Raw genomic sequence first — 25,441 nt, 5'->3', positions numbered from 1 at the left:
CAAGAAAAAGAAAGTGACAAACCTGAGATGTAAAACGGCTGCAAATTGTAGAGCACCTAAAAAGTAGCTCCGAGAAATGGCCGAAATTCTCTTATTGGGTAAACAGCAAACGAATAATTGAAAATAAAGTTCTTACTTCAACGCCGGTTCATAAATTCTAACAGCCTGCAAATCCTTTAAACCTTTCCCGCTTAACTTTAAACGATGCTGTCCGTTATCAATTCCTTGCACAATCGTTGTTACATCAGATGCAGCTGATATAACCTCATCCTTACAAATACAGGTCACTTTCCATTTGTATACATCTCCCGGCTTTACCCATGGAAACCTGGCAAACTCTTTTGCCCTAAACCATTGGGAAGAGTCAATTATAATTTTACCTGAATTTGAAGTAAAGGTTTTTTCGCTCGTGCCTGTACCATCTTCACCTGTTAACGAACCTCTCAAAGAGAATTGCATTTGTTGCCTTACACTGTCAGTTGCCGTTATTGTCATTGACCATTCTTCTTCTTTGGCTTTATCGGTCAGCTTCATTCCCAGCACCTGCCCAATTTTTCTTAAGAAACCGAGACTGTCCAATGCTGGCCTTGTATAATAGTAACAAGTATTCAAAGCTGAAGGTTTTTTACCGTCTATTGTTACACCTATTTGTCCCCTGTTAGCTTGCGGCTTCCATAACAGGTCCATCCTGTTTCCGGTTACAGGCATTTCTATCTTGTTTCCTTTAAGTGTAAAATCCTTTCCTGCCACCATCTCTTTCACGTATTTATTAGTCGGTGGGGCGTGTCTAAGTGCAGAAAAATATTTTTTAACTATTGAAGCCATTAGGTAATTCCCATGCACATTTAAATGCACCCCGTCAGTCAGCAAATCTTTTATCTCGAGATTATTTTCTTTCAAATAGGTTTTCCAAACACTACGAACATCTATCAAAGCCAAACCATATTTGCTGCACATGGACGGTAACCATTGCTGGCTATGCTTGTCGTGCCACTCCTGGCTTTGCATTGCCATATGATCTGTTTGTAGCGCAATCTCTGCTGTTGTTCTGCGTCGGATAGTTTGAATGATCCATTCATAATCTGCCTCGTTTCCATAATCGTGGAAAAGAATGAGGTCAGGATAAAATGAAAGAACATCATTCTCTACCATCAGCTTTAGCCGTTCAGAACTAAAGCCGCCAATAGCTTTGTTAATGAAAGTGACATTTGCAAGGGGAAATCTGTCTTTAACGAAATCACTTACATCCTTCCACCAAGTCTGCACGCTAATCGATTGACCATAAATAAGAATTCGTACCGGTTTACGATTTGCGCTTGAAGAAGATGTTAGCAGATAGGCTGTGTGTGCAACCCCGTTTTTAAATTGAATCGTATCCTTTACATTAGGGACAGGAAAATAAGACTGGCCCTTTACCGATCCGACAAACAATGAACCCATAGCCAGGAGATATATATACAACCTCATAAACGGGAAATTTTTGGATAATGTTTTTATTAAAAGAATGGATTTTGGCTACCTGCTGAAGTCCATTTTGCCGACATCGATGTGGCTCCCCGTCAGTCTTGCGGGGTCACTCACTTCGGCGCTTTGTTAGTTATTTCGCTTTTCTCCCACACTACTCTATTCTCACCCATCTCCAATAGCTATCGAGCTTTCTAAGCACGAAGAGGCGAGCAAGTGCTGTGCTGTCTCATTTTTTGAACTAACCCAATTGACTTTACATCCATTCTCAATACCTGTCTTTGTGACTTGACCTTTTCTCTATTAATTCTACCATTTCCCATCTTCCTTCAACTGCCAGGCATCGGTTCGAAAAGGTGCGGCGGGAAAACCTTCTTTATTAAACAAAGTAACCGAAGGATTTTCTGCCCAGGCATATCGTACTGCTTGTGGATTTTTGACTTTAGGACTAAAGACCAACAATTGATTATTTCTAATAATTACATCGGCCCAATAAAATTTTTTATCGCTGCCGGCTATGCTGAATACTTTTGCTGTATCATTTTTTAAAACCAAACCTGAACCTGCATTGTCAAAAACAATCTCTATGGTATCTCTGATAACTGAATAAGATTTAAACTCCGGTCCTTCGGCCACTATTTTCTTTCCATAAATATCTTTCTCCGCCATTAACGCCAACCGTTCACCAAATAATTTTTTGTCTTTTGGATGAAGGTCTCCATCACCAATATCAAGACTAACCAACATGGCAGTAGTTGGAAGCTTTAAAGCACTACTTTGCGATTCACGTAAAACAGACCAAAAGTCTTCACCAGGGTTTACCGGTTTTTTACCCATGTTTGGTAATTGAACAAAATAAAATGGCAGGTAACCTTGCTGCCACCGAATGCGTAGGTCGTTGATAAAGGCGATGAACTGTTCCCTGTATTTGTAAGGATTGTTCCAGTTGTGTTCGCCCTGGTACCATAGAAAACCTTTCAGGCCAAAGGGAATAACAGGATTGATCATGGCATTAAAGACACTTGCAGGAAGTTGGGGAGTGGCTTTGCGTTTGTCGATTATCAAACTATCAGATGCAGGTTTAGCTGCAATTTCATTTAAGGCTTCGGCATAGTAAGGAAGCGAACGATTTGCTTCTGTACTCATATGCGCTTCTATTGGTGTTCCACCCCATGTTATGTTGATGATACCCACTGGTACCTTTTCATCACGAACGATCTTTTTTGCAAAGCAATAGGCTACTGCAGAAAAATTCTTTACACTTTCAGGTGAAGCAACTGACCAAACTCCTTCCAGGGCATTTTCTTTTGCATGATCGTTTACATCAAAACGAGGCCGGTAAGATATATCTCTCGGCACTGTAAACAACCTGATTTGTTTGTCGTTTGCTGCAGCAATCTCTTCCTCTCCCCCTGTCATCTGGCTTACAGAATATTGCATATTAGATTGCCCACCGGCAAAATAAACGTCGCCGCCTATTACATCAGTAAACACTTTTTTTTCACCCCCGCTTGTTACTACCAGCGAATAAACTTTACCTGCTGCTGGTTCAGGTAATTTACCCTGCCAACTACCATTCTGATCGGCTTTGTAATTTCTCTTTATATTATTCACAGAAACCGTAACAGTTGCATTAGGTCCAGCCAGTCCCCAAACAGGCGGCTCAATGTCTCTTTGAATAATCATATGGTTACTAAAGATTGCAGGCAACCGTAACGATTGAGCAACCGACGTGAGCGTAAAGATCAATAAAGTTGGAACCGATATCAGACGAGTGAACATGGGTTGGTTTAGAACTTTTTTTATCAGAACCGAAGGTTGTTGAGATAGGCGTAACTGTCTTTGATGCATTGCATCGGGTTTGGAGCCTTATCAATTTCAACTATATAATGTTTTACACCTGCTTTCTTTGCTTCAGCAAAAATTCTTTTAAAATCAATAATTCCATATCCCGGACAGGTAAAAGACTTTTCCGATGTTTTGTCCATATCCTTCACATGAAATAACTCAAACCGCTTGGGGTACTGCTGAAGTAACTGAACCGGGTCGCCACCACCTTTAGTTATCCAATACAAATCCAACAACATGGCAACTTTTGAGGGATCCGTCTCTTTCAAAAAAACTTCATAGCCCCACTTATAACCTGCGACCTCAACAAATTCTTTATCATGATTATGAAAAGCAAACCGAAGTCCCGCCTTATTTACCTGTTCTCCAAGCTTGTTCATTTCGTCTGCAGCTTTCTTAAAATCATCCAGTTTTTTATTGTCGCCCGAATCCATCCAGGGCCAATAGCAGACCAAATATTTCTTTTCGAGGTACAGGGCGTCATCGATCATTTTTTTCAACGCATCTTCTTTCTTCATTTGCCCCAACGAACTTCCGGCGGACAGCGGCTTTAAACCGATGTCTTTCATAAACTTTTTAAACTGCTCCCGATTGTCGCCGTAGTAACCGCTGAATTCTAAGTTGTCGTAACCAATTTCAGCGACTGTTCGAAGCGTGCCCTGCCAGTCTTTTTTCAGTTCATCGCCAATGACATTTACAATCAATCCAATTTCCTGCAGGTTCGACTAGGCACTGGCAGGATCAATAAATGAACTGCTGGCAATAACGCCTAAAGAACTTAAAGTAGTTTGTTGCAAAAAATCTCTTCTTGAAATCATTTCATCCTCGTTTTTTATTATTGATTTTTCAGAAAAGCTTTATAATTCCCTTATCCAAATGTTACGAAAGCTAATAGCCGGGCTTGGATCTCCGTGGTCTTGCAATTTGATTGGCCCCTTACCATGATACTTGTATTTTGGTAAACCGATGTACGGAGTGTTGCCTGTAATGGTTGTATTGTTTTGAACAACAACACCATTGTGAATTACTGTAACCTTTGCCGGTGAAAACAAAGAACTGTCTTCCTTAAAACGAGGAGCGGTATAGATGACATCGTAAACATTCCAATCACCTGGTGGACGCATGGCATTTTTAAGTGGGGCAGTTTGTTTGTAGATACTTCCCGCCTGCCCGTTTACATAGGTTTTGTTATTATAATTGTCCAGCACCTGCAGTTCATAAACGCCTTGTAGAAAAATACCGCTGTTTCCCCGAGCCTGTCCTGAACCTGTAATATTGGAAGGGATTGACCTTCGATGTGAAGTTGAAAGTCGTTAAAGTCTTGCCTTGTAGTAATATCACCTGTTCCTTTCTTTACAGTGAAAGCTCCATTTTTTACATCCCACTGAGCAGCCCCGCCGTCTTTATTTTTCCACTTAGAAAGGTCGGTACCGTCAAATAAAATAATTGCATCGGAAGGCGCTGTGATGAATGCATTATTTGTTGCTTTTCCGGGTGTAACTACTGCAGGAACAGGTTCATAGAATTCTGTCATTTCAGGTTTCATTGCGGGAGTAGCAGGTGTTTGAGCTTTGGCAGCATTTTGCACAAAAATGAAAAATGATAAGAATAAGATCGTTTTAATTGAAAGAAAATTTGGCTTGAACATAGCGTTTGTTTTATCAAATGATTTTATTGTCGATTAAAGGTTGAATATAAAAACTCTTGCATTATTATTTTCGCCAGAATATACTTGCTTCTTCAAATGACTTTCCTGTTTTAGTATAAGTATAAAGAGGAGTAAAAATATTTGACTCTAAAACTAAACAATTTAGAAGCACCGACCTACCTGTTGTGTCCTTATCATAAGCATGCAGGAGTTTAGCTTAGTTTTAATCAAAGCCTCGCAAAGGTTGGTGTTAGGTGCTTAAACATAACCCGCATTAGTTATTCAACCGTACCACTAGAAAAAGGATACAGAAGGATGGAAAAGTTAGGGAATGGATTAGGTTTACAATTGTTGATTATGCTATGATTTGTGAAGACAATTTTATGTTCGTGTACAAACTGTAGATCTGCTATTAACGTTGTCACGTAACTAAATTCTACTGCAAATTTTTATTCAGCTTTTCTCACATCGTTCTAACTCTTTCAAACATGCAGAAAATCTACTTTCTATTTATTCTTTTATCGTTCCATAATACCTGGTCTCAAACTCCTTACTATGACAGTACCAGGGAAGGATTTTTAGTATTTCACCCGATTAAAACCGACAAGCAGGGAAGCATTGTTCCATGGTACAACGAAGAGCCCGGAATTGCTTATGACTTTGTAATTAACGCTACCTGGCACTTTTGGGATACAATGAGAAGGGACATGAACGGCCTACCCTATTACATGAACCACCAGGTATGGCGACCGGAAAATGACCCCCGGGGATTAGGCGGTGACCAGTTGGCTATGGCTTTATCATCATGGCAATTGCTGTATGAGTATAGCGGTAATGAACGGGTGAAAGAAAATATGAAATTCATAGCAGATTATTACCTCACTCATTCCCTGTCTCCTGCTAATGCAAGGTGGCCAAACATTCCTTTCCCTTACAATACAATGATTTATTCAGGCTTCTATGACGGTGATATGGTAATAGGAAAAGGTTATACTCAACCAGACAAAGCAGGAAGCTTTGCTTATGAGTTAGTGAAACTTTATAAAATAAGCGGCAATGAAAACTACCTGCAACACGCAATTCTTATTGCAAATACATTGGCTCGTTTCACTAAAGAAGGAAATGATTTGGAGTCGCCTCTTCCATTTAAGGTGAACGCTTTTACGGGCGAAGCAGGTGTTTTAAAGAGTAATAGTCGCAGTGGTAAAATTGAGGGACGTTCTGTTTACACAACAAATTTTGTTGGCACTATACAGCTGTGGATGGAACTTATGAAGATGAAGCAAGGAGACGCTGCAACATATCAAGGTGCTTTAGAAAAAATGATTAGCTGGATGAAAAAGTACCCAATGCAGAATAACAAGTGGGGACCATTTTTTGAAGACATTTCAGGCTGGTCCGATACCCAGATAAACGCAGTGACCTTTGCACGGTTTATATTAGAAAACAAAAACCTTTTCCCGGATTGGAAGACGAATACAAGAAATATTCTTGATTGGGTTTATGAGAAACTGGGTAATAACCAATGGCAGAAATACGGTGGCTTGAAGGTGGTAAACGAGCAAACGGCTTATATGACCCCCGGTAACAGTCATACATCAAGACAAGCTGCTGCAGAATTATTGTATGCATTAAATACTGGTGACAATACAAACAAAGCACTAGCTGTTCAACAATTAAATTGGGCAACGTATATGGTGGCTATTGATGGCAAAAACAATTACCCAAGAGACGAAGTTTGGTTAACGGATGGTTATGGTGACTACATTCGTCATTACCTGAATGCAATGGATGCAGCGCCTGAATTAGCGCCATCAAATCAGAACCACATCTTGTATTCTACGTCCATTGTAACCCAGGCGGATTATTATCCCAACCTGAATAAAAGGTTGGAGTTTGATGTAAAAAAGGAAGACACTGGCAGTACATTGATTTTTTACAGAACTTTTGATCAAAGTTCAACAGAAAAAATAAGGCTAACCGCTAAGCCGTCGAAAATAACGCTTAACAAAAAAGTGATAAATGAAGTAGCAGATGTAGCAACAGAGGGTTGGAAATGGGAGCCGTTGAAAAAAGGCGGTGTGTTATACATCACACACCAAACGGGAAACACGATAACAATTTTTAGATAGCAAAAACGCTTAAAAAAAAGCTCTACAACTCGTGACCATTTGGTTTGCATTGCAATCCTTGGGTTATAAGATAGCCTAATTAAAAAAGGCAACAATTTACCAACATCATCTTATGCTAGTACAACTGCTATAATGACATTGCAGGATACTTTAAAATGCAAAAAGTGTTACTTTTCGTTCCTTAAGATCCATATCGGATTTGGCGTGTTTAGTGTAGCCGAGCAAAGAGAAAAAGGTATAAGAGTGCGACGCAAGGGGGCTAAATAGTAGTATTTCAGCTAAAGTCAAAAAATACACTTCTTCCTTTGACCTTTTAAGATACAGATTTGACAAATACCGATAAACAGATTCTGCTCAGGATTGGAACTAAGGGAATTGCTGGCGGTCAGTAAACATTAATAAGAGCTATAATTTATGCAATGACAACTAACGAAAGACAGGTAACTTTTCAGGAAATATCAAAAGAAGGATACAAATATATTGCAGGTGGTGTGGTGTCTTTAAACAGAAAAGTGGACCCACATATTATTTTCAGGGAAGGAAAAGGAAGCAAGATTTATGATGTTAATGGGAAGGAATATATTGATTACCACGCAGCCTTTGCACCCCACTTTCTTGGCCACAATTGCGAAGCTGTAAACAACGCTGTTATAGAGGTTATCAACAGTCAATTTTCATTAATAGGCAGTGGTACCAATGAACTCGAAATTAGCCTTGCAAAGCAGTTATGTAATCTTATTCCGTCGTTAGATTTAATACAAATTACCAATACCGGAAGCGAAGCAACAGCACATGCAATCAGGTTAAGCCGTGCGTATACAGGTAAAGACCACATCATATTAATGCTTGGGGGCTACAATGGCTCGCACAATGATGTAGCAAGAATCGTGTTGCCATCGCTAAAGCAGATCGGCCAGCGCAAGGTGCGTGGTGAATATCTTTTTCTTTCATCATCGGCAGGCATACCTGAAGAAGTAAAGCAAAAAATACATTGTGTCAATTTTAATGATCTTGCCTCAGTTGAGTACGTGCTGCAAAAATATCCGGTTGCTTGTGTACTTACTGAACCAGTGTTGCAAAACATCGGGGTAGTATTACCAAAATCTGGTTATCTGCAGGGCCTTGTCGACCTGTGCGAGAGCTACGGTGCCGTATGTATTTTCGATGAGGTAAAAACCGGCTTTCGTTCTGCGCTAAGTGGTTACCAGAGCATAGCAAATGTTACCCCTCATTTATCGGTTTTCGGAAAAGCTATTGCAAACGGCTATCCACTAGGAGTAATTGGAGGCAAAAGGGAAATTATGGGATTGTTCGATGAAGAAGAACCAAATAAAAGAGTGCTAATAGCCGGAACGTATAATGCTCATCCTATTAACACTGCTGCTGCAATAGCAACCTTGAAAATTTTACAGAATTCTGAAGTGTATGATTACATTTCACGAATTAGCAACTTATGGTATTCAGGCCTGGAAGCACTGTTTGTCGAGAAAGGTATAGCGGCAGTTGTGAGCAGGAATGCCTCAGCCTCGTGCACCTATTTTTCAAAAGAAGCTCCGAATGATGTACACGATATTCTCGATAACCATGATTTTGATTTTGACCTAAAGTACAGGAAAGCGCTAATCGAAAAAGGAATTTATCAGATACCTATAGCCTGTAAACAAAACTCGGTTAGTTACGCCCACAGTGAAGACGACATTTATAAGACGTTAGACCTTACACGCCAATACTTGCGAAGTTTATGATGCGGAGAGTTTTTGCGGGATAACTAAAGAGATCCTCTTTTTATAAGTACAAAAGGATTTTTGATATTCTCTCTACTGTTATTGATTATAAGATCTGCTGCTGATTCACCCATCTTACTATGGTCTGTTGAGAGCACAGTTATTCCGTTTAATAATACTTCTTTCAAAGGGGTTTCGTTATAAGAAATGATACCGACGTCTTTACCAGGTTCTAATTTTTTTAAAAGGCAAATTTTAATAAGGTTTGCTAAATCTGTTTCCTCTATTACGATAAAAACATCCCCTTTATTAACAGGTGTATCCATAGTAATCTCTGTAATTACCTGGTTTTTAAAGGAGTTCTGCATACATAACTTTTTAAAGCCACAAACAATTTCGGGAGGATATGGTACTATAGTTGGATTAACAATATAAAACTTAGAATACTTACGCAAAAGGTCAAGGCCTTCGTCTAGTGCATCTATGATATCGTTCTCAAAATCCTGGTAAACCGCTGCACATTTTAGATTACTGTAAGGAATTCTTTTATCAAGTAGAATCAGCTTTTCGGGTGGGATCGTTTTTATAATAGATAGTGCTTCCTGTGGGTTGTCGTAGAAGTAGGGCATGATTACAAAATAATTGTAATCATTCAAATAATTCTCTACGAGGTCTCTTAAAATCTTTACATCGAAATGATGTATTTTAAGATCTACAACTGCTTTATCCCCTAGCTTTTTAATAAAAGATTGATAGATCTGTTTTTTGTAATTGCTGATTTTATTAAACAGCAATAAGACTTTAACAGGAGTATCAATGTTGACATCGTTTATATAATATCCTTTGCCTTTAATTGGTATAATTGTTCCTTTTTCTCTCAGAACATTATACGCTCGTTCTACAGTTACCCTCGACACGAAGTACTCTTCGCTAAGTTCATTGATTGATAAAATCTTTTGCCCTTTTTTCAAGCTGCCGCGTCGTATTGCATCAGTAACTGCGTTCACAACCTGGAGGTACTTTGGTACCTGGCTTTCCACTCCAATACTCATTGACATTATCATAAATGGTTACGTTAGTTATAATTATACAATCGTTATCGTTCTTGCCGCAAGTAATCTTACAGTAAGTCTTTGGCGTACTCCAGTTGTTTTAATTTAAGAACTATTTCTATTGTTCTTAAAAATTCTACTATAAACCTTACAGTTTCATCTTGTTTAAGAGCGTAATTCCTGGTTTTTGGCCCGCCAATTGTCCGCCGTCAGCAATAATTGTTTGTCCCGTCATAAAGCTGCTTTCATCACTTGCCAGGAATAAAAATATAGGCGCAATTTCTTCCGGTTTTCCAGGACGGTTCAGGGGTATGTATTGCTTTACAAACGCTTCAGTAAATTCAGGTGGATCAATTTCTTTAGACATTGGCGTTTCTATGTATCCTGGGCAAACTGCGTTAACCCTAATGCCCACATGCGCCAATTCAAGCGCCATTGTTTTTGTTAGCATAATCACCCCACCTTTCGAAGAATTATAGTGTGCGTATCCAAATTCTCCGTCCAGCCCGTTTTTGCTTGCCATGTTTACCACCACCCCCTTTTGCCTTTTAGCCATCAACCGGCAAACTGTTTGGGCAACGAAAAACATCCCGGTAAGGTTAACGTCTATAATCTTCTTCCAATCGTTTTCTTCTATTTCTAAAAAAGGTGTTTCATTCGCTATTCCTGCATTATTGATTAAAACGTCTATCGGTTGAATAGCCTCAGCCTTTGATATTGCCTCTTTGACCTGTTGCAAATTGCTTATGTTTATGTTGTAAGAATAAGCCTCTACAGCAATTGCCTTTAATTCCTCCACCGTCTTTTGCAGGTTATTTTCGTTGTTATCCAATAAAGAGAGGACTGCACCTTCACGTGCAAAATGCCGTGCTATTTCCAAACCTATTCCACGGGCAGCACCGGTAATTAAAACGTGACGATTAGTAAAACGACTTTTTTCCATTTCTGTCTATTAAAGGCCTATCATCATTTCGGGGTGAAAGTATAATTTTGTTTACAATTTTGTATATATTTTCGTAAACTTTATTTACACGCTTTTGGGTACTTTTTTCCTTTAGTATTCAGTGGTGTAGAATAATTTCCGGTGTATGTATTTAATTAGTAGTAATTGAATCTAAGAATAATGCTGCACGGCGAATGAAAAAACTGGCGTAAAATTTCTTAAGTGCAGATGTTGTTAGGTAGTTAAGGAAGTTGCAAATATTAAGTTCGCAAGTTTGGCGAAAACAAGATAATACAACATTTGAAAAAAGGTGGGATAAAGGAAAAAAAGTAAACGAGTGCGACGCAAGAAAAGCCAAACCAAATGTATGTGGCCTGGTTCAGAAGAAAACCAACTGTTACTGAGAGTGAGATTACAAGATCTCAATGAAAGTTTCGGAGATGGAGGTTTTTAGGCAACTTTGGTAAAAATTATAAACGCTCCTTTAAATTAAATGTAAACAAGTTCATGTGATATTATTTCCATTATGAGAAAATCTTACTTGTCCTGGAGTGCCTTATTTGCATGCAACCTGATGTGGTCATTACAGTTTACATGCATCAAGTTGGTACAGGACCAGGTAGGTCCGTTTAGCACCGTCTTTATACCAATGCTACTAGCCACCTTATTTATGATCCCCTTTGTCTACAAAGATGCAAGGGCGAATAAGAAACGAAAGCTGAGAGATTTAAAGATCTTCATCATTTTAGCTATTTTAGGCCAGTTTCCGGCCCAAGTTTTAATGACGTTAGGCACACAGCAATCTACAGCAAGTAACGGAGCCATCATTTCACTCACTTTGCCAATCGTATCAGTGCTTTTAGCAGTCGTGTTGCTTAACGAAAAGATGAACCGGTTAAGGTGGGTAAGTTTTATCATTGCAATTATTGGTGTTGCCCTCTGTTCGTTAAAAGATCTGCTCAGTATAAATTTCAGTATGCAATTCTTAGTTGGAAATGCACTTATTTTTTCAGGTATTGTTGGAAGCGGCTTTTATAATACGATTTGCAAAAAGATTTCAGGCGATTATACGGAGATTGAAATGCTTTTTTATACATACATTTTCATGGTTGTTTTGCTTGCGCCCCTCGTATGGTATTACGAACCCAACAGTTTGAAATTCATGTCTTTTTTTACCACAAACACATGGATTGGCCTTACACTACTTACCGTGTTTCACAACTTTTTGTCTATGATTTTGTTTTTTAAAGCTTTAAAAAGTCTTGAAGCAATACAGGTTGCCCTGTCTAATTTCCTGATCACGTTTTTTGCGCTTCCTATCGCGGCAATTTGGCTGCATGAAAAACTGAGTGTTATGGCAATCATTGGTGGTTTACTCGTCCTAATCAGCACTCTCAGCATTACAGTTTGGGAATACAGGCAAAACAAGGTTGCCGAATTAGCCAACAATAGCAATAAAGTAAATTCACCGGTCGTAAACATGTGAAAATAAATAGCAGAGAATAAAAAGTAGTTAATAGTTCAGGTCACTTTGCACCTATAATTTACATTGCTTGCATAAAAGGTTACAAACGAACATACCTAAACAATCTGTTTCAAATATGAATTTGTAATTTTAACCACATCGCGTAATCATGAAAATAGATTCGTTAGCAAGCAAAGCCTTTACGGAAATCAGGAAAAAAATACTCAGCAAGCAATTGACGGAGAACACCCGGTTAAAAGAGGATGAATGGGCAAAAAAAATCGGGGTAAGCAGGATGGCGGTAAGAGAAGCGCTGACAAGGTTGCTTGGTGAGGGTTTGGTGATCCTGGGAGAAAAGGGCGGCTATTATGTAAAACCAATATTAGCATCAGAGGTTCGGGACATCAGAGAACTAAGAGAGGTGATGGAACTGGGAGCAATTCGATTAGCAGGTAAGAAAATGGACACAGAACAATTTGCAGTCCTTGAAAAAATATGCGACGATTTTACTGACATGGTACAAAAAGGGTACTATAACGGCGCGCTGGAAGCGGACATGAAGTTTCATGAGACCTTAGTGGAATTCGCAGAAAATAAAAAATTGCTACAAGTATACCGCTCATCTCATATTCCCCTCTTTCACCAGAAGTTAGCAAACTCACAAATGGGTACCGACGACTACGATCTAACCAATGCAGAACATCGACAAATAGTGAAAGCTTTAAAAGACAAAAATTTAAAATTGGCTGAGCAAACTCTAATTCAACATTTTTCAAGGGGAGAAAAAGTGATTCTTGAAATAGTATGATAAGGACTCCATATTGTTCAACCTCCAGTTGTAGTCAATTTAATCGAATCCAATCTGGCTTTTGCTGATCCTCCTTGCACCCCGCTAAAACCATTCTTTTTTTCCAGGCTTTTTTAGAAAGATCAAAAAATGAACTGAACATGAAATTTAAAGCATTTCTTTTTGTTCTTGCTCTATGTCTTTTGTCCATATCTGGCTTGAAGCGCAACTACATAAATGGGAAGGGACAAAACTTTTAGGCTGCATGCTATAACTAATACGTAGCCCTTCCACCGGACAAATAAATGTAAAGCCGGTAGTAAAGGTGTTGGCCGGAGAAACAATGTATAGAATCAAATGCACGGCTTCTTCCAATGTGCCACAACGCTTCATTGGTATTTTATTCGTCATATATTTTACCTGCTCCGCAGGCATTGCATCTACAAGAGGTGTTCTGATCACCGCAGGAGCGAGCGCATTTACCGTAATCCCCATCTCTGCGTATTCTTTACCCTGCACTTTAGTCATTCCAATAACTGCAGCCTTTGATGCTGAGTAAGCGAGCATCCCTGCATTGCCTTCTTTGCCAGCAATAGAAGCCACATGTAAAATCCTTCCGTATGCCTGTTTTATCATATAGGGTAATACCGCGTGTGCAGTATAAAAACTTGCCATAAAATTAATATTGAACACTCGTTGCAGGTCTTCCGTATTTACTTCATGCGACTTAATGTTGGTAACACCAGTAATACCTGCGCAGTTTACCAGGATGTGAATGCGGCCCCAATGAGTGGCGGCCGTATTAATGGCTTTATCGACTTCAGATTGATTGGTAATATCTATGGGAAAAAGTAGCACTTGTTGTGGTCTGTTTCCAAATTCCTTCTGTAATGACGTGTCATTGATATCCAACAAAACAAGTCGCGCCCCAGATTCCAGAAGTTGTTTTGCAACAGCTAAACCAATACCCGAAGCTGCGCCGGTAATAACAGCTACTTGTTCTTTGAAGTCCATGTTAGTGGGATTTAGAAAATAGTTTGACAACCAGGTGAGCCTGTAAGGTTACAGGTAACTTTTTATTTGAAATACCTTTTCATTCGTTTATAACCTTTCAAAAACGATACAGCTTTCTAATAATTCATACACCTTTCAAATTTGATCCGTGGTATCGATCTTTTTGCAATGAAAATTACATTTAAAGGAATTGAAAGATTTGGTTGTTTTAGGCACTTTTGTTATTACATCAATTTGTTCGCCGTGTTCAAACTAATAGAAACAGCAGCTCCATTTGTATGATAAACGCGCAATACACCCCCTGTTGAAAGTGGCTCCCAAACCCATCCTTCATTTGCCGGATTTTTAGTTTCTTTTATTGCCAAGCCATCAACCTTTACAGCAAGTGGTTTTGCAGCAAGTCTTAAAACTTCTTTTGCAACCTTATCATACGTTTGATAGGAAATTTGTTTATCCAGGTACTGTATCTTCTGAACTACGGAAGTCGAGCGCAATAAATGATTTTCACCTGCTGGCGCCCATTCTGGTACAGATGCAATGCCTTCCATAAAATGCCGGATATAGTCAGTGTAACCATCACTAAACCAAATCTCGCTACCCCAGTTATGACCGGTTTGCACTACCCCATCGGGCTCCGCCATATAGGAAGCGTGGTTAAAAAAACGGTACGCTTCCTCTTTGAACCACTTGTCACCGCTATGCTCATACCACATGGCGCATACTGAGGCGTAACGCGAGGTGTGACTTCCCATCGGCAGGTAGCAGCCTGTTTGTTCGTTTATCGCATTCATACCTTTTTCACCAAACGTATTTTTAACCCACCATACTAGACCAGGAACCGTAGTTGAAATTTCAGTATCGTGAAGCGGATTCTTTAGCAGGTAACGGGCGAATTCCATAGGCGAATTATTTACCCGGTTCAGATTAATAGGATCGAATCGGATATCTTCAAAATAACCTTTCCAAATGGATGTTTTAATTGGCCCGTCGGCTGAATACATCCAACGCCATGCTATTGCCGAAGCATTTTTGTAGGCTGCGGCTTTTTCACGGGATAGTTTTATGTTCTCTCTTATGCGAATCAATTCATCCAACAAGCGCAGGTTTTCTACAGTATGCGAAGTGTAATCTTCCAGAATTTCGCCTGTCTCTGCCCGTACCCGAAATGGCCATGGCGAGGTAACGGAGAGCTTTTTCCACTCGAGCCCTCTCTCGGTATTAATACTCTTCCGCACATGTTTTGCTAATGCATCCGCGCATTTTAGAGCTGCATCTAAATACTTTTCCTCCCCGGTAATCTGGTAAAACCTCAGGTACCCAATTCCCATTTCACCAATCTTATCTACTTCTAAAACATAAGACCCATCCCCGCGACCTTTATTTTCATCGGTAACAGCAGTATCAAACCGGGAAGCTCCGTGGTAAGTAACAGAACCTGCATCAGAACTTGCATAAGGTACATTGGACCACTGCCACCCAGCAGGTGTAGTACCGAACTTGATCTGGTGATCAAGTGCCTGTCGTGTTATAGCAATCATCGTTTCATCGCCAGAATAATTTCGCCAATCTATCGCAAGGCTTTGCACCAAACCCCCATTTACAACAATTGGATTGTGTGGCCAATCTGATCCCACATAGCCCCCTTTCCCATCACGATACATAGAGCAATGTGTGAGGTATAAGGGTAAGTTATTCTTAGGACTGACGGGACATTTTTTTAAAAAATCAACTGCTAGTTTTACCGCAATGGCGTACGAAGCACCAGGCGTTTGCGGTTTATACCGGGCAAGTAGTTTACCGTTTCTATCGAGATTTACTTTTGCTCCGCACATCGAGTCGACCTTGTATTGTGCTTTGGAAAAATGCCATATTAGTAACGTGCTTAAAAGAGCCAGAAATATTTTCATATGAATTAATAGAGTTTAGAGAGGCTACTGCTGTCACCCCTATTCGTTGACAATTTTACCAAATTTTGTTTACAAACCAGGTCTTGGTTATTACCGGATGATATGTAGCTACCTGGGCTATTGTCACAGTTTAAAAAGTTAAAAAAAGCCCTGTATCCTTCAACTATATCAACCAAAGTTTTTACCCCGGCGATCTCTTATTTCTTTTTGTAAAAGATAGCCCTTTTTGCTTTTCGTGTTTCATTGTCTTTGAAGCGGACACAATTCTTTGCACCACCTTTAACGCAACAAAAGTATTAGTGAATTCTATGGCTTTTGAGTCGGGAATAATGCCATCAATAGAAGGCAAGAAACTTGTCACACTTACCGATCACTTGAGGCTTATGTATTTACTATTGTGCTACCCGCAATCTTGACAGCCCGAAAATTTTTACCAATGAATGTAAACAAAAAAGAAATAAACGTGTGTACATGGGTTATTGTAAATTTCAGACTGCGGCAACGGTTAAAACCGCTTTATATCAAATAAGAAAAGATGCCTTGAAAAATAAAGTACAAGTGAGTGACACAACGATATCGCCCTGAAAAGCTTAGCTGGTACACAAACAAGCATTATATATTTGACGATGGACACCATTACTGGTTGTAGAAAGTGGATCTGTGTTTAAAAAGAAAAGAAGCTAAACAAAAATTGTTGTTTGCATGAGAATACTATTCCTAGTCGCATTTGTGTTGACTTTTTCTATGTCGTGTCAGCCACGCATTGCAAAAGTCCTGTGCTTCGGAGACTCCATCACCCAGGGAAAAGTAGTCAACGATACGATAAAGGAATTAAGTTACCGATACTGGCTTTGGGAAAAACTTGACTCGGCAGGCTATAAAGTAGACATGGTTGGAAGTAACCCAATTTGGTTCAACGAAAATAAAACGCGACGATTAAAGCCACTTATTTCTCCTTATACCGGTCACGCTTTCGATGGAGACCACGAAGGATACTATGGTATACAAACAGGCGAGACGCTGAAAGGCGGCTTCATGCATGATGGCGTTAAATATGAGTCGTTTAAAGAGCGTTTGAAGCGGATCGATGCGCCTGATTACGCCTTTGTCCATATCGGCACCAACGACGGGAAAAATGATTCGGTCTCGACAGTCAATTCGCTAAAGCAAATCGTTGAAGAACTATTTAAGCAAAATCGCAAAATGCACATCTTTTTGTCTAAACTAAATACGCCCTGGGTTTGCTTTGTCAGCAACTCTATAGAGCCGTTGATTGCTGAATTTAAAACACAATATCCAAAAATCAGGCTGACTATGGTTGATATGGCATCAGGCTGGATCAATTGTCCTACAGACCTGGGAACAATGACGTTCGACTGGGTTCATTCCAACGAGTTGGGTCAAAAAACAATGGCAGCGAATTGGTTCCAGGCTTTCAAAAGTATAGGCGACAGGCAAAAACCTACATTTATTGCCGATATCAAAGTAACTGAACAAACTGATACAACAGCTACCATTACCTGTCTGCTGCATCAGACAATGAATAAACTACCGAGAATTTGAATATCATAAAATGTTGCATAGTTCAAGTACTGGAGACAATGATATATTTTCTTTACCTCTCGGTGCTCTATTCGCATTATCAACCTGCTTCTGAGATCATTAAAAAACTCTTTTGTATATACGTTTCTACACTTTTGTTTAATTGAGCACCCTATTTATTCATACTCCTATTAAACAAAAATGGAATATTTGTTGCTATTCCAATCTTAAACAGTTTGCTTAATTACATCTTTCCAATATGACAATAGACCAGTACAACAATTTAACAGACAGGCAGAAAAAAGAGTTGCTTATTGACGCAGTAAAAATTGATGAACACGAAGATGACATTGCCACGTATGAGCTTTTCAAAATAGACGATTTTTATATTGAGGTAAGCAGAAGTGTCACATATAAATTCAGGAGAATTTTAAGTACATATTCTCTTGAAGAAATCCCACCAAAGTATGCGGGCAAAGTAGCTGCAAATATTTTTGAGAAAGCAATAGACAAGCAGAAAAAAGTTTCTTATATCTGAGCTAGTCCCGGCAGATATAAATTACTCTGGACGCTCATCCTAATTTGACCGGCCCTGTTGCATTTTTCAAGTTGCCTGCCAATCTTTATGGAATGGTAGATGGTGTTATTTATTCGTCAGAAGGCTTAAAGGAATATATTAGTGCTTTGCAACTACATGACGTTAAAAGAATTTTAGAAACTATTAGAAAACAGAAACAACTCTATGGCTCAGTTGAATACCTTGAAATACTATGTTTAATTACTACTCGGCTAATTGAATTAAGTCACGAAAATCGAGCTGCATCTCTCGCTAATGCCACAAGAAATATTTACAATTCAAGTTCCTTATAAAAGCACAATAATAGAAGTAGAAATTCGTGCTATGCTTAACGATTGTGATGGAAGTGGGGATTATCAGGTATGGACTAATGGCGAACATGTTTTTACTATCTACCCTGATGTCAATGTTCGTAACAATCCGTGCTGGCAACTAAAGCCGGAATTTGAGGGAGTAGAAACAACTTTTATTTGTAATATCGGTATGCAGATTGAGAGGCACTATTTGTAATGAAAGTAGTTTTCAAAAGAGGGTTAGCTGTGTTACTATTTAACCTTTTTATCATAAACCTATTACACCAAAATCTCGACATAGTTCTCATGCTTCTCGATACGCAAAAAGCTTCTGTATTCTTCGTTCAGTTTAAATGAGGCTATAAAAATTTACAAGATATTAACCGCTCTAATGAGAGAAGCGAGACAAAAAAACGCGCCCGATAGCGGGTTTATAAAGTTATATTTCGGTCTGCTTAAAAGCCTCTTCACCAGAACGAACTTTTTTATTAAATATATCAATATGTAGCAAAAGTAGCCACCGCTTTTGCACCTCTGTAACTACCACTATAAGCCGAGGTATAACTTCTGCTTGGAGTTAAACTTGGCACTACTGATTTAACCAATAACGGTGAAGTTGTTCCGGTTGCATATAAATATAAAGTATCCGTCAAGCCCGAGGCGTAAGGAATAAAATCTGTTACCTTGGTAGTAGCGACATTTGTAAAGACCGGTGTAGTAGTTCCTCGCCTGAATGAGTAGACATCAACGCCTGGTACCGCAGTAGTATTAAATATAAAATTTGCAAAACGAAGCATTGCCGTGGTATCAGTCGGAATTATTATGTTATTTAAAACAGATAGCTTCTTAACACTTGTAATTGTGTCATAAGTGAAAATGGTATAGCTTTTTCCAGGGTCGAGAGTTTCGGTAAATGTAAGAGGCACTTGGGTAGTGCTGGGTAAAGTATCCTTTATCGTAAAAGACCGGCTACCTGCATTTACCATAAAAGCATAGGCAGTAGCAGGAAAAACGGCTCCATAAGCTAATGCTGCTCCTGATATGGGAGTGCCATCCACATAGATGTAGTTTCGGGTCGACTTCACTGTAGCATCAAAAATCTGCACTTTACTCGACAAGCTAAAATCTGTTTGTGCTGCTGCCACCTGAGGCGTCTCTTTTGTACATGACATATAAAGAGAAGAAAAGGGTAACACTCCCAGGCTTACTATAATTATCTTTAAAATCTTCATTGTAGTATTTTTCTTGTTTACAATCTATGGCTGAGAAAACCAACATTCATAAGTGATGTAATCCAGGTTTTGATAAGCTCCTAACCTTGTCAATTCAGGCACGTTATATAAGTACTCTGAATTGTATCTTGGTCTGCTCCTGTACACATATTTGCCATTGTTGGTTGAAATCAGGTAATTAATTGGCGTGGTAGGTGGAGGGTTAAATCCTACATAAACTTTATTGCCTGTAAGAGGATCGGGACCGGTGTAGTGATATTTACGCATATCAGTCCATGTCTGGTGAGTACCCCAACCATACAGCGCAATATACTTTTGCAACATAATATGCGTTAGGGTTAACCCTGCCGCCGTTGGAGGAACAACTGCGGGGGATGAAACATAGGCAGTTTGATTTGCTGCTGTAATAGACCGGCCAACAGGAATAGCTTTTTCGTAATAAATTTTGAGCAAGTCAAAATCAAGATTAATACCGTTGATATAAGCGTCGCGGGCTTTGGTTTTATCCCCAAGGCGGTAGTACGCTTCTGCTATTATGAATTGCATTTCCGAAGCGGTCATAATTGGCCAGGGCCCTTTGTTTTGATAAACATACCGTGCGCTATCTTCTGTTCCTGTTGTAGCAATGACTGATGGATTTCTCCAGAAATTTTTGGGATAATCATTGGTAGGTGTTGCACCATTTAAATATTCAGTAACACCTAGCCAGGGTGTCACCCCTCTAAAAGTTCCATTCGCATTTTCGCTGAGCATATACCAAGCTCGTGGATCATTAACCCCGGTAAAGGCACTATCGTTTCTACCCGACATCAGATTAGCAATATAACTACCCTGGCGAATGGTGCCAATATTTGAACGTGTAGGGCCAAAGTAACTATTAAAACCGTTACTAGAGTTGGCCGATGAAAAAGTTGCCATCGAATTCTCAGCGTTGGTTGTCATAGCAAGACCGGCGTATTTGATGGCAGAATCAGCGTAGTGAGCAGTTATAAAATTTGCCTTACTACTCAAGTCAATGTACGAACGAGCCAGCGTTCCATAAACGAACTTCTTCCATTTGTTTAAATCGCCTTTATTAAAGTAAAAATCGCTTTCAGCAAGTTTTGCGGGGTTTACATTGCCGTCGGTTCTATTTAAATAACTTAATGCCCTAAAGCAAATAGCACGGCAGCTGTCATAAAACTCGGGCTGAGTATCGTAATGAAATTGCGTCAAACTGGTATTAAAAGCTTCTTTTAAAATTGCATCACCGTATTGATTCGTTAATTCGAGCCAGCCCCAAGCCCTAATTGCCAAACCAACTCCTACAAAGTCCCACTTTTGCTCTTCGGTACCCCACTCAATAATTCTATTTACATTTTGACCGTGGCCATAATACACTGCTCCCCAAATTCCGCCCGTGTTATCGCTGCCTACTGTACCGCCCATTGATCCATAGTTTTCTCCATTAGTTGTCGATCCCCAGTATTGGATATATCGACCCAGTAACACATCATCGATCTGCAAGCCGAAATTTGAGCCTGATGCAGCGTTGAAAGCAGTAAAGCCTCCAATAACCCCAGGTAATATTGTTTCTATTGGCACCCTAACCGGAGCATTTGGGTTTAAATAAGCTTCGTCAATTTTTTTCTTGCACGAGCTCATACATAGCAGCCCAAAGACTGCAAGAAAAGCTATTGATTTTAAAAATTTATGTTGCATGCGATTTTTTTAGTTTGATTTTTAAATGTTACAGTTAAAACCGGGCACGTAATCCAAAGCTTATTGATAATGGAGTAGCTGCACTACCCAAATCAAGGCCATATCCTCCCACACCGTTAGTACCAGGATTATTTGCATTAACAGCAGGATCGGCGCCGTAGTAGTTTGTTAAAAGCACTAAGTCGTTTCCTGTTACAAAAACGCCTAAACTGCTAAACGCTTTCAGGCGTTTTATAGCATTTGCAGGCAACGTATAATTTAGTGTAAGGTCTCTCAACCTAAACCAATTCACATCCTTCTGAATAAATTCTTCATCGGGTAAAGTTGTATAATAACTGCTTAAATACTGAGGAACCACTGCTAAAGTATTTAAAGTAGGGGTGGCTGTATTTTGAAGTCCATCGTTTAGTACGCCATTAACTACCAGGGCAGTACTGCGGTTAGCAGTTCTTTGGCTTTTGCCTAAACCTGTAAGAATTTGATCTGTTCCATTATATATATCGCCGCCTACTTTTAAATCCCAAAGAAAACTCAGTGTCCAGTTTTTATAACGAAAACTGTTTAAAGTGCCTAATGTATAAGCAGGGGTTCTATCGGCTATTAATTGATTACCAGTATTAGTTAAAGGAATGCCAGTTGATGGATTGATAAGAATTTGACCAGCATTATTTCTCTGGTAGGTAGAGCCGGTAATTGTACCGGTAGAGTGCCCCCTTATTAAGCCGCCTCTTACATTAGAAATGTACGTATCGGAGTTGTAGTAGTCATTCAATATTCCAATTGACTCTGGCAGAGTTAATACTTTACTCCACATGTGGTTGAAATTAAAACTGATGTTCCAGTTAAAATTGTTTTTCTTAATTGGGTTAACATTCAGTGTTAACTCTAATCCTTCATTTCGAAGTGATGCGGCATTCTGGGTATTCAAAATAAATCCTGTAGCATAACTTGCCCTGTAACCTTGGGCTATTTGGTTTGTACAAAGCGTATTATAATAAGCAGCTTCTAATGAGATTGCATCATTTAAAAACCTTAACTCTGTACCTATTTCATACGTTTGTTGGTTTTCTGGAGTAAGATATGGGTTAGCATTTGTAAAGCCGTAAGTATACGTAACAGGTAATATTGTGCTACTGAAATTGTTTACGAAGAACGACTGGTTTGAATATGGATCATTTAATCTTGCAGTGTTTGCAAGAGAACCTCTAAGTTTTGCGAAGTTTAGAATGTTTCCTTTTTTTATAGCGGGAAACATATCACTAACTATCATGCTTAAACTTGCACCGGGATAATTATAGTTCCGGTTTTGAGCTGGTATAGGAGAGGCTGTTTCAAAGCGATGAGAGTAGGTTAAGAACAGGTAATTTTTATATCCAACAGACACTTCTCCGAAATACGCCAATTCTCTAAAAATATTCTCGTTTGGAAGTCCGCTATTATTTCGCAATAACCGTCTTCTTGTGTTTAAAGTAGTAATACTGCTATCGTCGGGGTTAAAGGTGGAGGCAATAGATCCGCTTTTATACATGTTTCCATCCTTGCCAACTGAGTCAATCAGGTTGGTCCCATATATAGCAAACTGCTTGGTTGCGTAATCCTGCCACATGGTTCCAACAAGAAGTCTCGTACTAAAATCTCCAATATTCTTTTTAGCTGTCGCTGTAATTGTATGGTTGTAACCATTGTAAGTTCTGTAGTAATTATCAAGGCTTCCTGCAGTTGCGCTTGTCAACATAAAAGAGTTGGGGTGGTTGAAGACGTACCCATTGTTCTTATAAGTATCATACCCAAAGCGACCTGCCAGAGATAGCCAGGAAAAAGGATTAATGTCAACACCCAACGTGCCGATCCAACGATTTAATTTGTCCCTGCTGTTATTGTTTTTAGCGCTCCAGATAGGATTGTCATAATCAGCATTGCGATTTGTAAGATTAAAAAGCAATAGTTTCTGGCCAAGAGGATCTTCAAAATTACGAACATCGTTGTTGCCTGGCCAGGCATAAAGGTCTACTAAATATCCTCCTGCACCAGAACTGGTTGCGGTGCTTTTAAGCGGGCGCAAATTGTCTGCATTTGTATAAGCAATAGAAGGTGAAATGCTTATATATTTTCCAATTTTGGTGTTATTAGAAATCTTAAAATTATACTTAGTATAAGAATTGTATGGAACAACTCCTGTGTTATCAAAATAAGATCCTGACGCTCTAAAGCCTACGTCCTTTGTTCCAAACTCGGCGCTGATGTTATGGGTATGGGAAAAGCCTGTTCTAAAGAAATGATGCAGGTTATCAAAAACGGTAGTACCCGGTTTCCATAGCGGACCAAATGACTGTATTTGCCCTAATGTAGGCGGTGCAGTAGGAATGTTGTTACTGCCGCCTGGTCCGTAATCGTTATTTACATCGGCATATCGCGTGATTTTTTGGAAGCGAAAGTTATTGTCGTACGCTAAAAGAACTTTACCGGCGGTGCCTTTCGATTTTTTGGTTGTAATTACAATAGCCCCGGAACTAGCCTGGCTACCATAAAGAGCTGTTGCTTCAGGACCCTTTAATACAGTAACTGACTCAATATCGTTTGGATTGATGTCGGCAATACGGTTTGTATTGTCATTATTCCGGTTGCTACCGTCTGAGGCAAGACCAATACCACTACCGCTTTGTGAATTTGAGTTGAGGGTTTGGTTATCTATTATAATACCGTCAACGATAAATAAGGGTTGGTTACTACCAGATAAAGTATTGAAACCTCTTAATACAATGGCAGAAGATGCACCAGCTGCGCCAGAAGTTGGAGTGACTGTAAGACCAGCTACACGGCCCTGTAATGAGTTAACGAAATTTTCCCGTTGTGTTTGTTGAATGTCGCTTCCTTTAACAGTCTGCACAGAATATCCGAGCTCCCTGGGATTTCGCCGGATGTCCATTGCGGTTACTACAACTTCCGCCAATTGGCTGCCGCCTCCTGCATTTAAAGCTACTCTTATGTTATTCGAGCTGCCCACAACTACTTTCGAAGATGAATAACCAACAGAGGTAAAAACTAATGTTTCTCCGGTAGCCGCTTGTATTGTAAAAGTGCCGGCAAGATTTGTTGCTGTGCTTTTATTTGTTTTGGAATTGCTAACTGTTACTCCTTCCAACGGCTCACCTGTACTGGCGATTACGGTGCCCGTTATTGTTTTTTGCTGAGCCAGTAACGGGTAGGTTACCAACAGCAAAGTAACCATAGACAAGAATAGAAAAAATTTTCTCATGTGCGTGTGTATTTCGTAGTAAGAAATCCTGGGAATTAATATTCAGGTGACAATGCAAAAGCTGCAAGTGCTGCAATCCGGATAATTTAAACGAATAAAAATTTATTTTGAAAGCAACGAAAGTAGTTAAACCAAGTTTCTTATCAGGAAAGGGATTTACATTAGAGTAAAAGTTATTTGCTTCTATTGGTTATATACCTATTAATTCATTCCTTCTATGTTTACAGGCTGAAAACATTTTGAAGCATATATGACCAAAACATCTTCACTAAATTCATGTTGGCCAGGAAAATCAGTTTTAGAATGTACGTGATCAGAAATGAAACGGTCGATTTGTGGCTCTGTCACAGCTAATGCAAAGAAGCATTATTATTTTGAAGGTTACTGTTATTATGCTGCTAATGAGCAAAAAGGATTTATAAGGATTTGGAAATGGAAAGCTTACTTGTTGTTTCTTTATCATCCTTACAGTTTCTATTCCTGATAATGTTCTCGATGCCAAAATTTTGGATTGTATTCTATTGCTGTTGGAACAGACATAAGCACAACGATCGATGTTGTCTACCAATTCCCTTTTTTGTATTCATGTCTAACCCCAACGTCTGAAAGGTAACAAGCCTAAACGTAGTCAGTAATAGAAGGTCATTCATTAACTAATAAATCCTTGTCCCAAGCTGTTACTATATGGTCTAACTTGTCAAAGAATTTTTACATACAATCCTTGTGACTTTTGACGGTTGCATACGTGTCTTTTGCGGGTTGTTTATAAGAGTTGAAACCAAGGTGCTCAAAAATTCTTAAGCCTGTTCGTGAAGTTTCAATACTTACTATGCTTAAATGCGGCTAGCTTAAAATA

At 39.3% G+C, this 25,441-nt stretch carries 20 protein-coding genes; 7 read left to right on the top strand and 13 right to left on the bottom strand.

The genetic code is table 11. From position 1 onward, the window contains the following. Positions 1 to 132: 132 nt before the first annotated feature. The 6 genes from SAE01_RS22160 to SAE01_RS25100 form a co-directional block, all read right to left on the bottom strand. The gene (locus tag SAE01_RS22160) at positions 133 to 1,467 is read right to left on the bottom strand and encodes an SGNH/GDSL hydrolase family protein (protein ID WP_147206022.1); all 1,335 of its coding nucleotides are present in this window, start codon (positions 1,465 to 1,467) and stop codon (positions 133 to 135) included. A gap of 306 nt (positions 1,468 to 1,773) precedes the next feature. Further along, a complete protein-coding gene (locus SAE01_RS22155; RefSeq protein WP_170234246.1) occupies positions 1,774 to 3,246 on the bottom strand; it encodes a sialate O-acetylesterase in 1,473 nt (490 codons plus the stop codon). 23 nt (positions 3,247 to 3,269) lie between these two features. Beyond that, positions 3,270 to 4,016, bottom strand: a complete 747-nt coding sequence (locus tag SAE01_RS22150) for a sugar phosphate isomerase/epimerase family protein (protein WP_170234245.1) — start codon at positions 4,014 to 4,016, stop codon at positions 3,270 to 3,272. A 21-nt stretch (positions 4,017 to 4,037) separates the two neighbouring features. Then, positions 4,038 to 4,130, bottom strand: a complete 93-nt coding sequence (locus SAE01_RS22145; protein WP_147206019.1) for a twin-arginine translocation signal domain-containing protein — start codon at positions 4,128 to 4,130, stop codon at positions 4,038 to 4,040. Between the two features lie 39 nt (positions 4,131 to 4,169). Next, positions 4,170 to 4,520 (bottom strand): 3-keto-disaccharide hydrolase, encoded by a 351-nt coding sequence (locus SAE01_RS25105; RefSeq protein WP_262713388.1) that lies wholly within the window; start codon positions 4,518 to 4,520, stop codon positions 4,170 to 4,172. Then, positions 4,487 to 4,960 (bottom strand): 3-keto-alpha-glucoside-1,2-lyase-like domain-containing protein, encoded by a 474-nt coding sequence (locus SAE01_RS25100; RefSeq protein ID WP_262713387.1) that lies wholly within the window; start codon positions 4,958 to 4,960, stop codon positions 4,487 to 4,489. Before SAE01_RS25100 ends, SAE01_RS25105 begins: the two co-directional genes overlap by 34 nt. Positions 4,961 to 5,448: 488 nt before the next feature. Between SAE01_RS25100 and SAE01_RS22135 the strand changes: the two genes are divergently transcribed. Beyond that, positions 5,449 to 7,092: a glycoside hydrolase family protein gene (locus SAE01_RS22135; protein ID WP_147206018.1), complete on the top strand. Its 1,644-nt coding sequence runs from the start codon at positions 5,449 to 5,451 to the stop codon at positions 7,090 to 7,092. Positions 7,093 to 7,511: 419 nt separating this feature from the next. Beyond that, entirely contained in the window at positions 7,512 to 8,837 is a 1,326-nt protein-coding gene (locus SAE01_RS22130) for an aspartate aminotransferase family protein (RefSeq protein ID WP_147206017.1), read from the top strand. Between the two features lie 23 nt (positions 8,838 to 8,860). On the opposite strand, the gene SAE01_RS22125 is transcribed toward SAE01_RS22130, so the two are convergent. Next, a complete protein-coding gene (locus tag SAE01_RS22125) occupies positions 8,861 to 9,874 on the bottom strand; it encodes a winged helix-turn-helix domain-containing protein (RefSeq protein WP_174834628.1) in 1,014 nt (337 codons plus the stop codon). Between the two features lie 142 nt (positions 9,875 to 10,016). Next, positions 10,017 to 10,811: an SDR family NAD(P)-dependent oxidoreductase gene (locus tag SAE01_RS22120; protein WP_147206015.1), complete on the bottom strand. Its 795-nt coding sequence runs from the start codon at positions 10,809 to 10,811 to the stop codon at positions 10,017 to 10,019. Positions 10,812 to 11,337: 526 nt separating this feature from the next. Between SAE01_RS22120 and SAE01_RS22115 the strand changes: the two genes are divergently transcribed. Both SAE01_RS22115 and SAE01_RS22110 read left to right on the top strand, forming a co-directional pair. Then, positions 11,338 to 12,297, top strand: coding sequence for a DMT family transporter (locus SAE01_RS22115; protein WP_147206014.1), 960 nt, complete (start codon positions 11,338 to 11,340; stop codon positions 12,295 to 12,297). A 148-nt stretch (positions 12,298 to 12,445) separates the two neighbouring features. Next, positions 12,446 to 13,084 (top strand): GntR family transcriptional regulator, encoded by a 639-nt coding sequence (locus tag SAE01_RS22110; protein ID WP_147206013.1) that lies wholly within the window; start codon positions 12,446 to 12,448, stop codon positions 13,082 to 13,084. 147 nt (positions 13,085 to 13,231) lie between these two features. Here the strand turns inward: SAE01_RS22110 and SAE01_RS22105 are convergent, their stop codons facing one another. Together SAE01_RS22105 and SAE01_RS22100 are read right to left on the bottom strand one after the other, a co-directional pair. Then, complete coding sequence (locus SAE01_RS22105; RefSeq protein WP_218029225.1) at positions 13,232 to 14,077, bottom strand: SDR family NAD(P)-dependent oxidoreductase; 846 nt, start codon at positions 14,075 to 14,077, stop codon at positions 13,232 to 13,234. A 224-nt stretch (positions 14,078 to 14,301) separates the two neighbouring features. Beyond that, entirely contained in the window at positions 14,302 to 15,984 is a 1,683-nt protein-coding gene (locus SAE01_RS22100; RefSeq protein WP_147206012.1) for a carbohydrate-binding protein, read from the bottom strand. A gap of 702 nt (positions 15,985 to 16,686) precedes the next feature. Between SAE01_RS22100 and SAE01_RS22095 the strand changes: the two genes are divergently transcribed. The 3 genes from SAE01_RS22095 to SAE01_RS22085 all read left to right on the top strand — a co-directional run bounded on the left by SAE01_RS22095 (position 16,687) and on the right by SAE01_RS22085 (position 18,613). Next, positions 16,687 to 17,547: an SGNH/GDSL hydrolase family protein gene (locus SAE01_RS22095; RefSeq protein WP_147206011.1), complete on the top strand. Its 861-nt coding sequence runs from the start codon at positions 16,687 to 16,689 to the stop codon at positions 17,545 to 17,547. Between the two features lie 238 nt (positions 17,548 to 17,785). After that, complete coding sequence (locus SAE01_RS22090; RefSeq protein WP_147206010.1) at positions 17,786 to 18,064, top strand: hypothetical protein; 279 nt, start codon at positions 17,786 to 17,788, stop codon at positions 18,062 to 18,064. 363 nt (positions 18,065 to 18,427) lie between these two features. Then, entirely contained in the window at positions 18,428 to 18,613 is a 186-nt protein-coding gene (locus tag SAE01_RS22085) for a hypothetical protein (RefSeq protein WP_147206009.1), read from the top strand. A 280-nt stretch (positions 18,614 to 18,893) separates the two neighbouring features. On the opposite strand, the gene SAE01_RS22080 is transcribed toward SAE01_RS22085, so the two are convergent. The 3 genes from SAE01_RS22080 to SAE01_RS22070 are packed head-to-tail and all read right to left on the bottom strand — an operon-like array spanning position 18,894 to position 24,585. Beyond that, positions 18,894 to 19,628 (bottom strand): DUF4397 domain-containing protein, encoded by a 735-nt coding sequence (locus SAE01_RS22080; RefSeq protein WP_147206008.1) that lies wholly within the window; start codon positions 19,626 to 19,628, stop codon positions 18,894 to 18,896. A 24-nt stretch (positions 19,629 to 19,652) separates the two neighbouring features. Continuing rightward, the gene (locus SAE01_RS22075; RefSeq protein ID WP_147206007.1) at positions 19,653 to 21,329 is read right to left on the bottom strand and encodes a SusD/RagB family nutrient-binding outer membrane lipoprotein; all 1,677 of its coding nucleotides are present in this window, start codon (positions 21,327 to 21,329) and stop codon (positions 19,653 to 19,655) included. Positions 21,330 to 21,363: 34 nt separating this feature from the next. Then, on the bottom strand, positions 21,364 to 24,585 hold the full coding sequence (locus SAE01_RS22070) for a SusC/RagA family TonB-linked outer membrane protein (protein ID WP_147206006.1): 3,222 nt from the start codon (positions 24,583 to 24,585) through the stop codon (positions 21,364 to 21,366). Positions 24,586 to 25,441: the final 856 nt, after the last annotated feature.

Source organism: Segetibacter aerophilus, from assembly GCF_007991655.1.
In the GTDB taxonomy this organism is placed as follows: Bacteria; Bacteroidota; Bacteroidia; order Chitinophagales; family Chitinophagaceae; genus Segetibacter; species Segetibacter aerophilus.
This window is presented reverse-complemented; position numbering and strand designations above follow the sequence as displayed.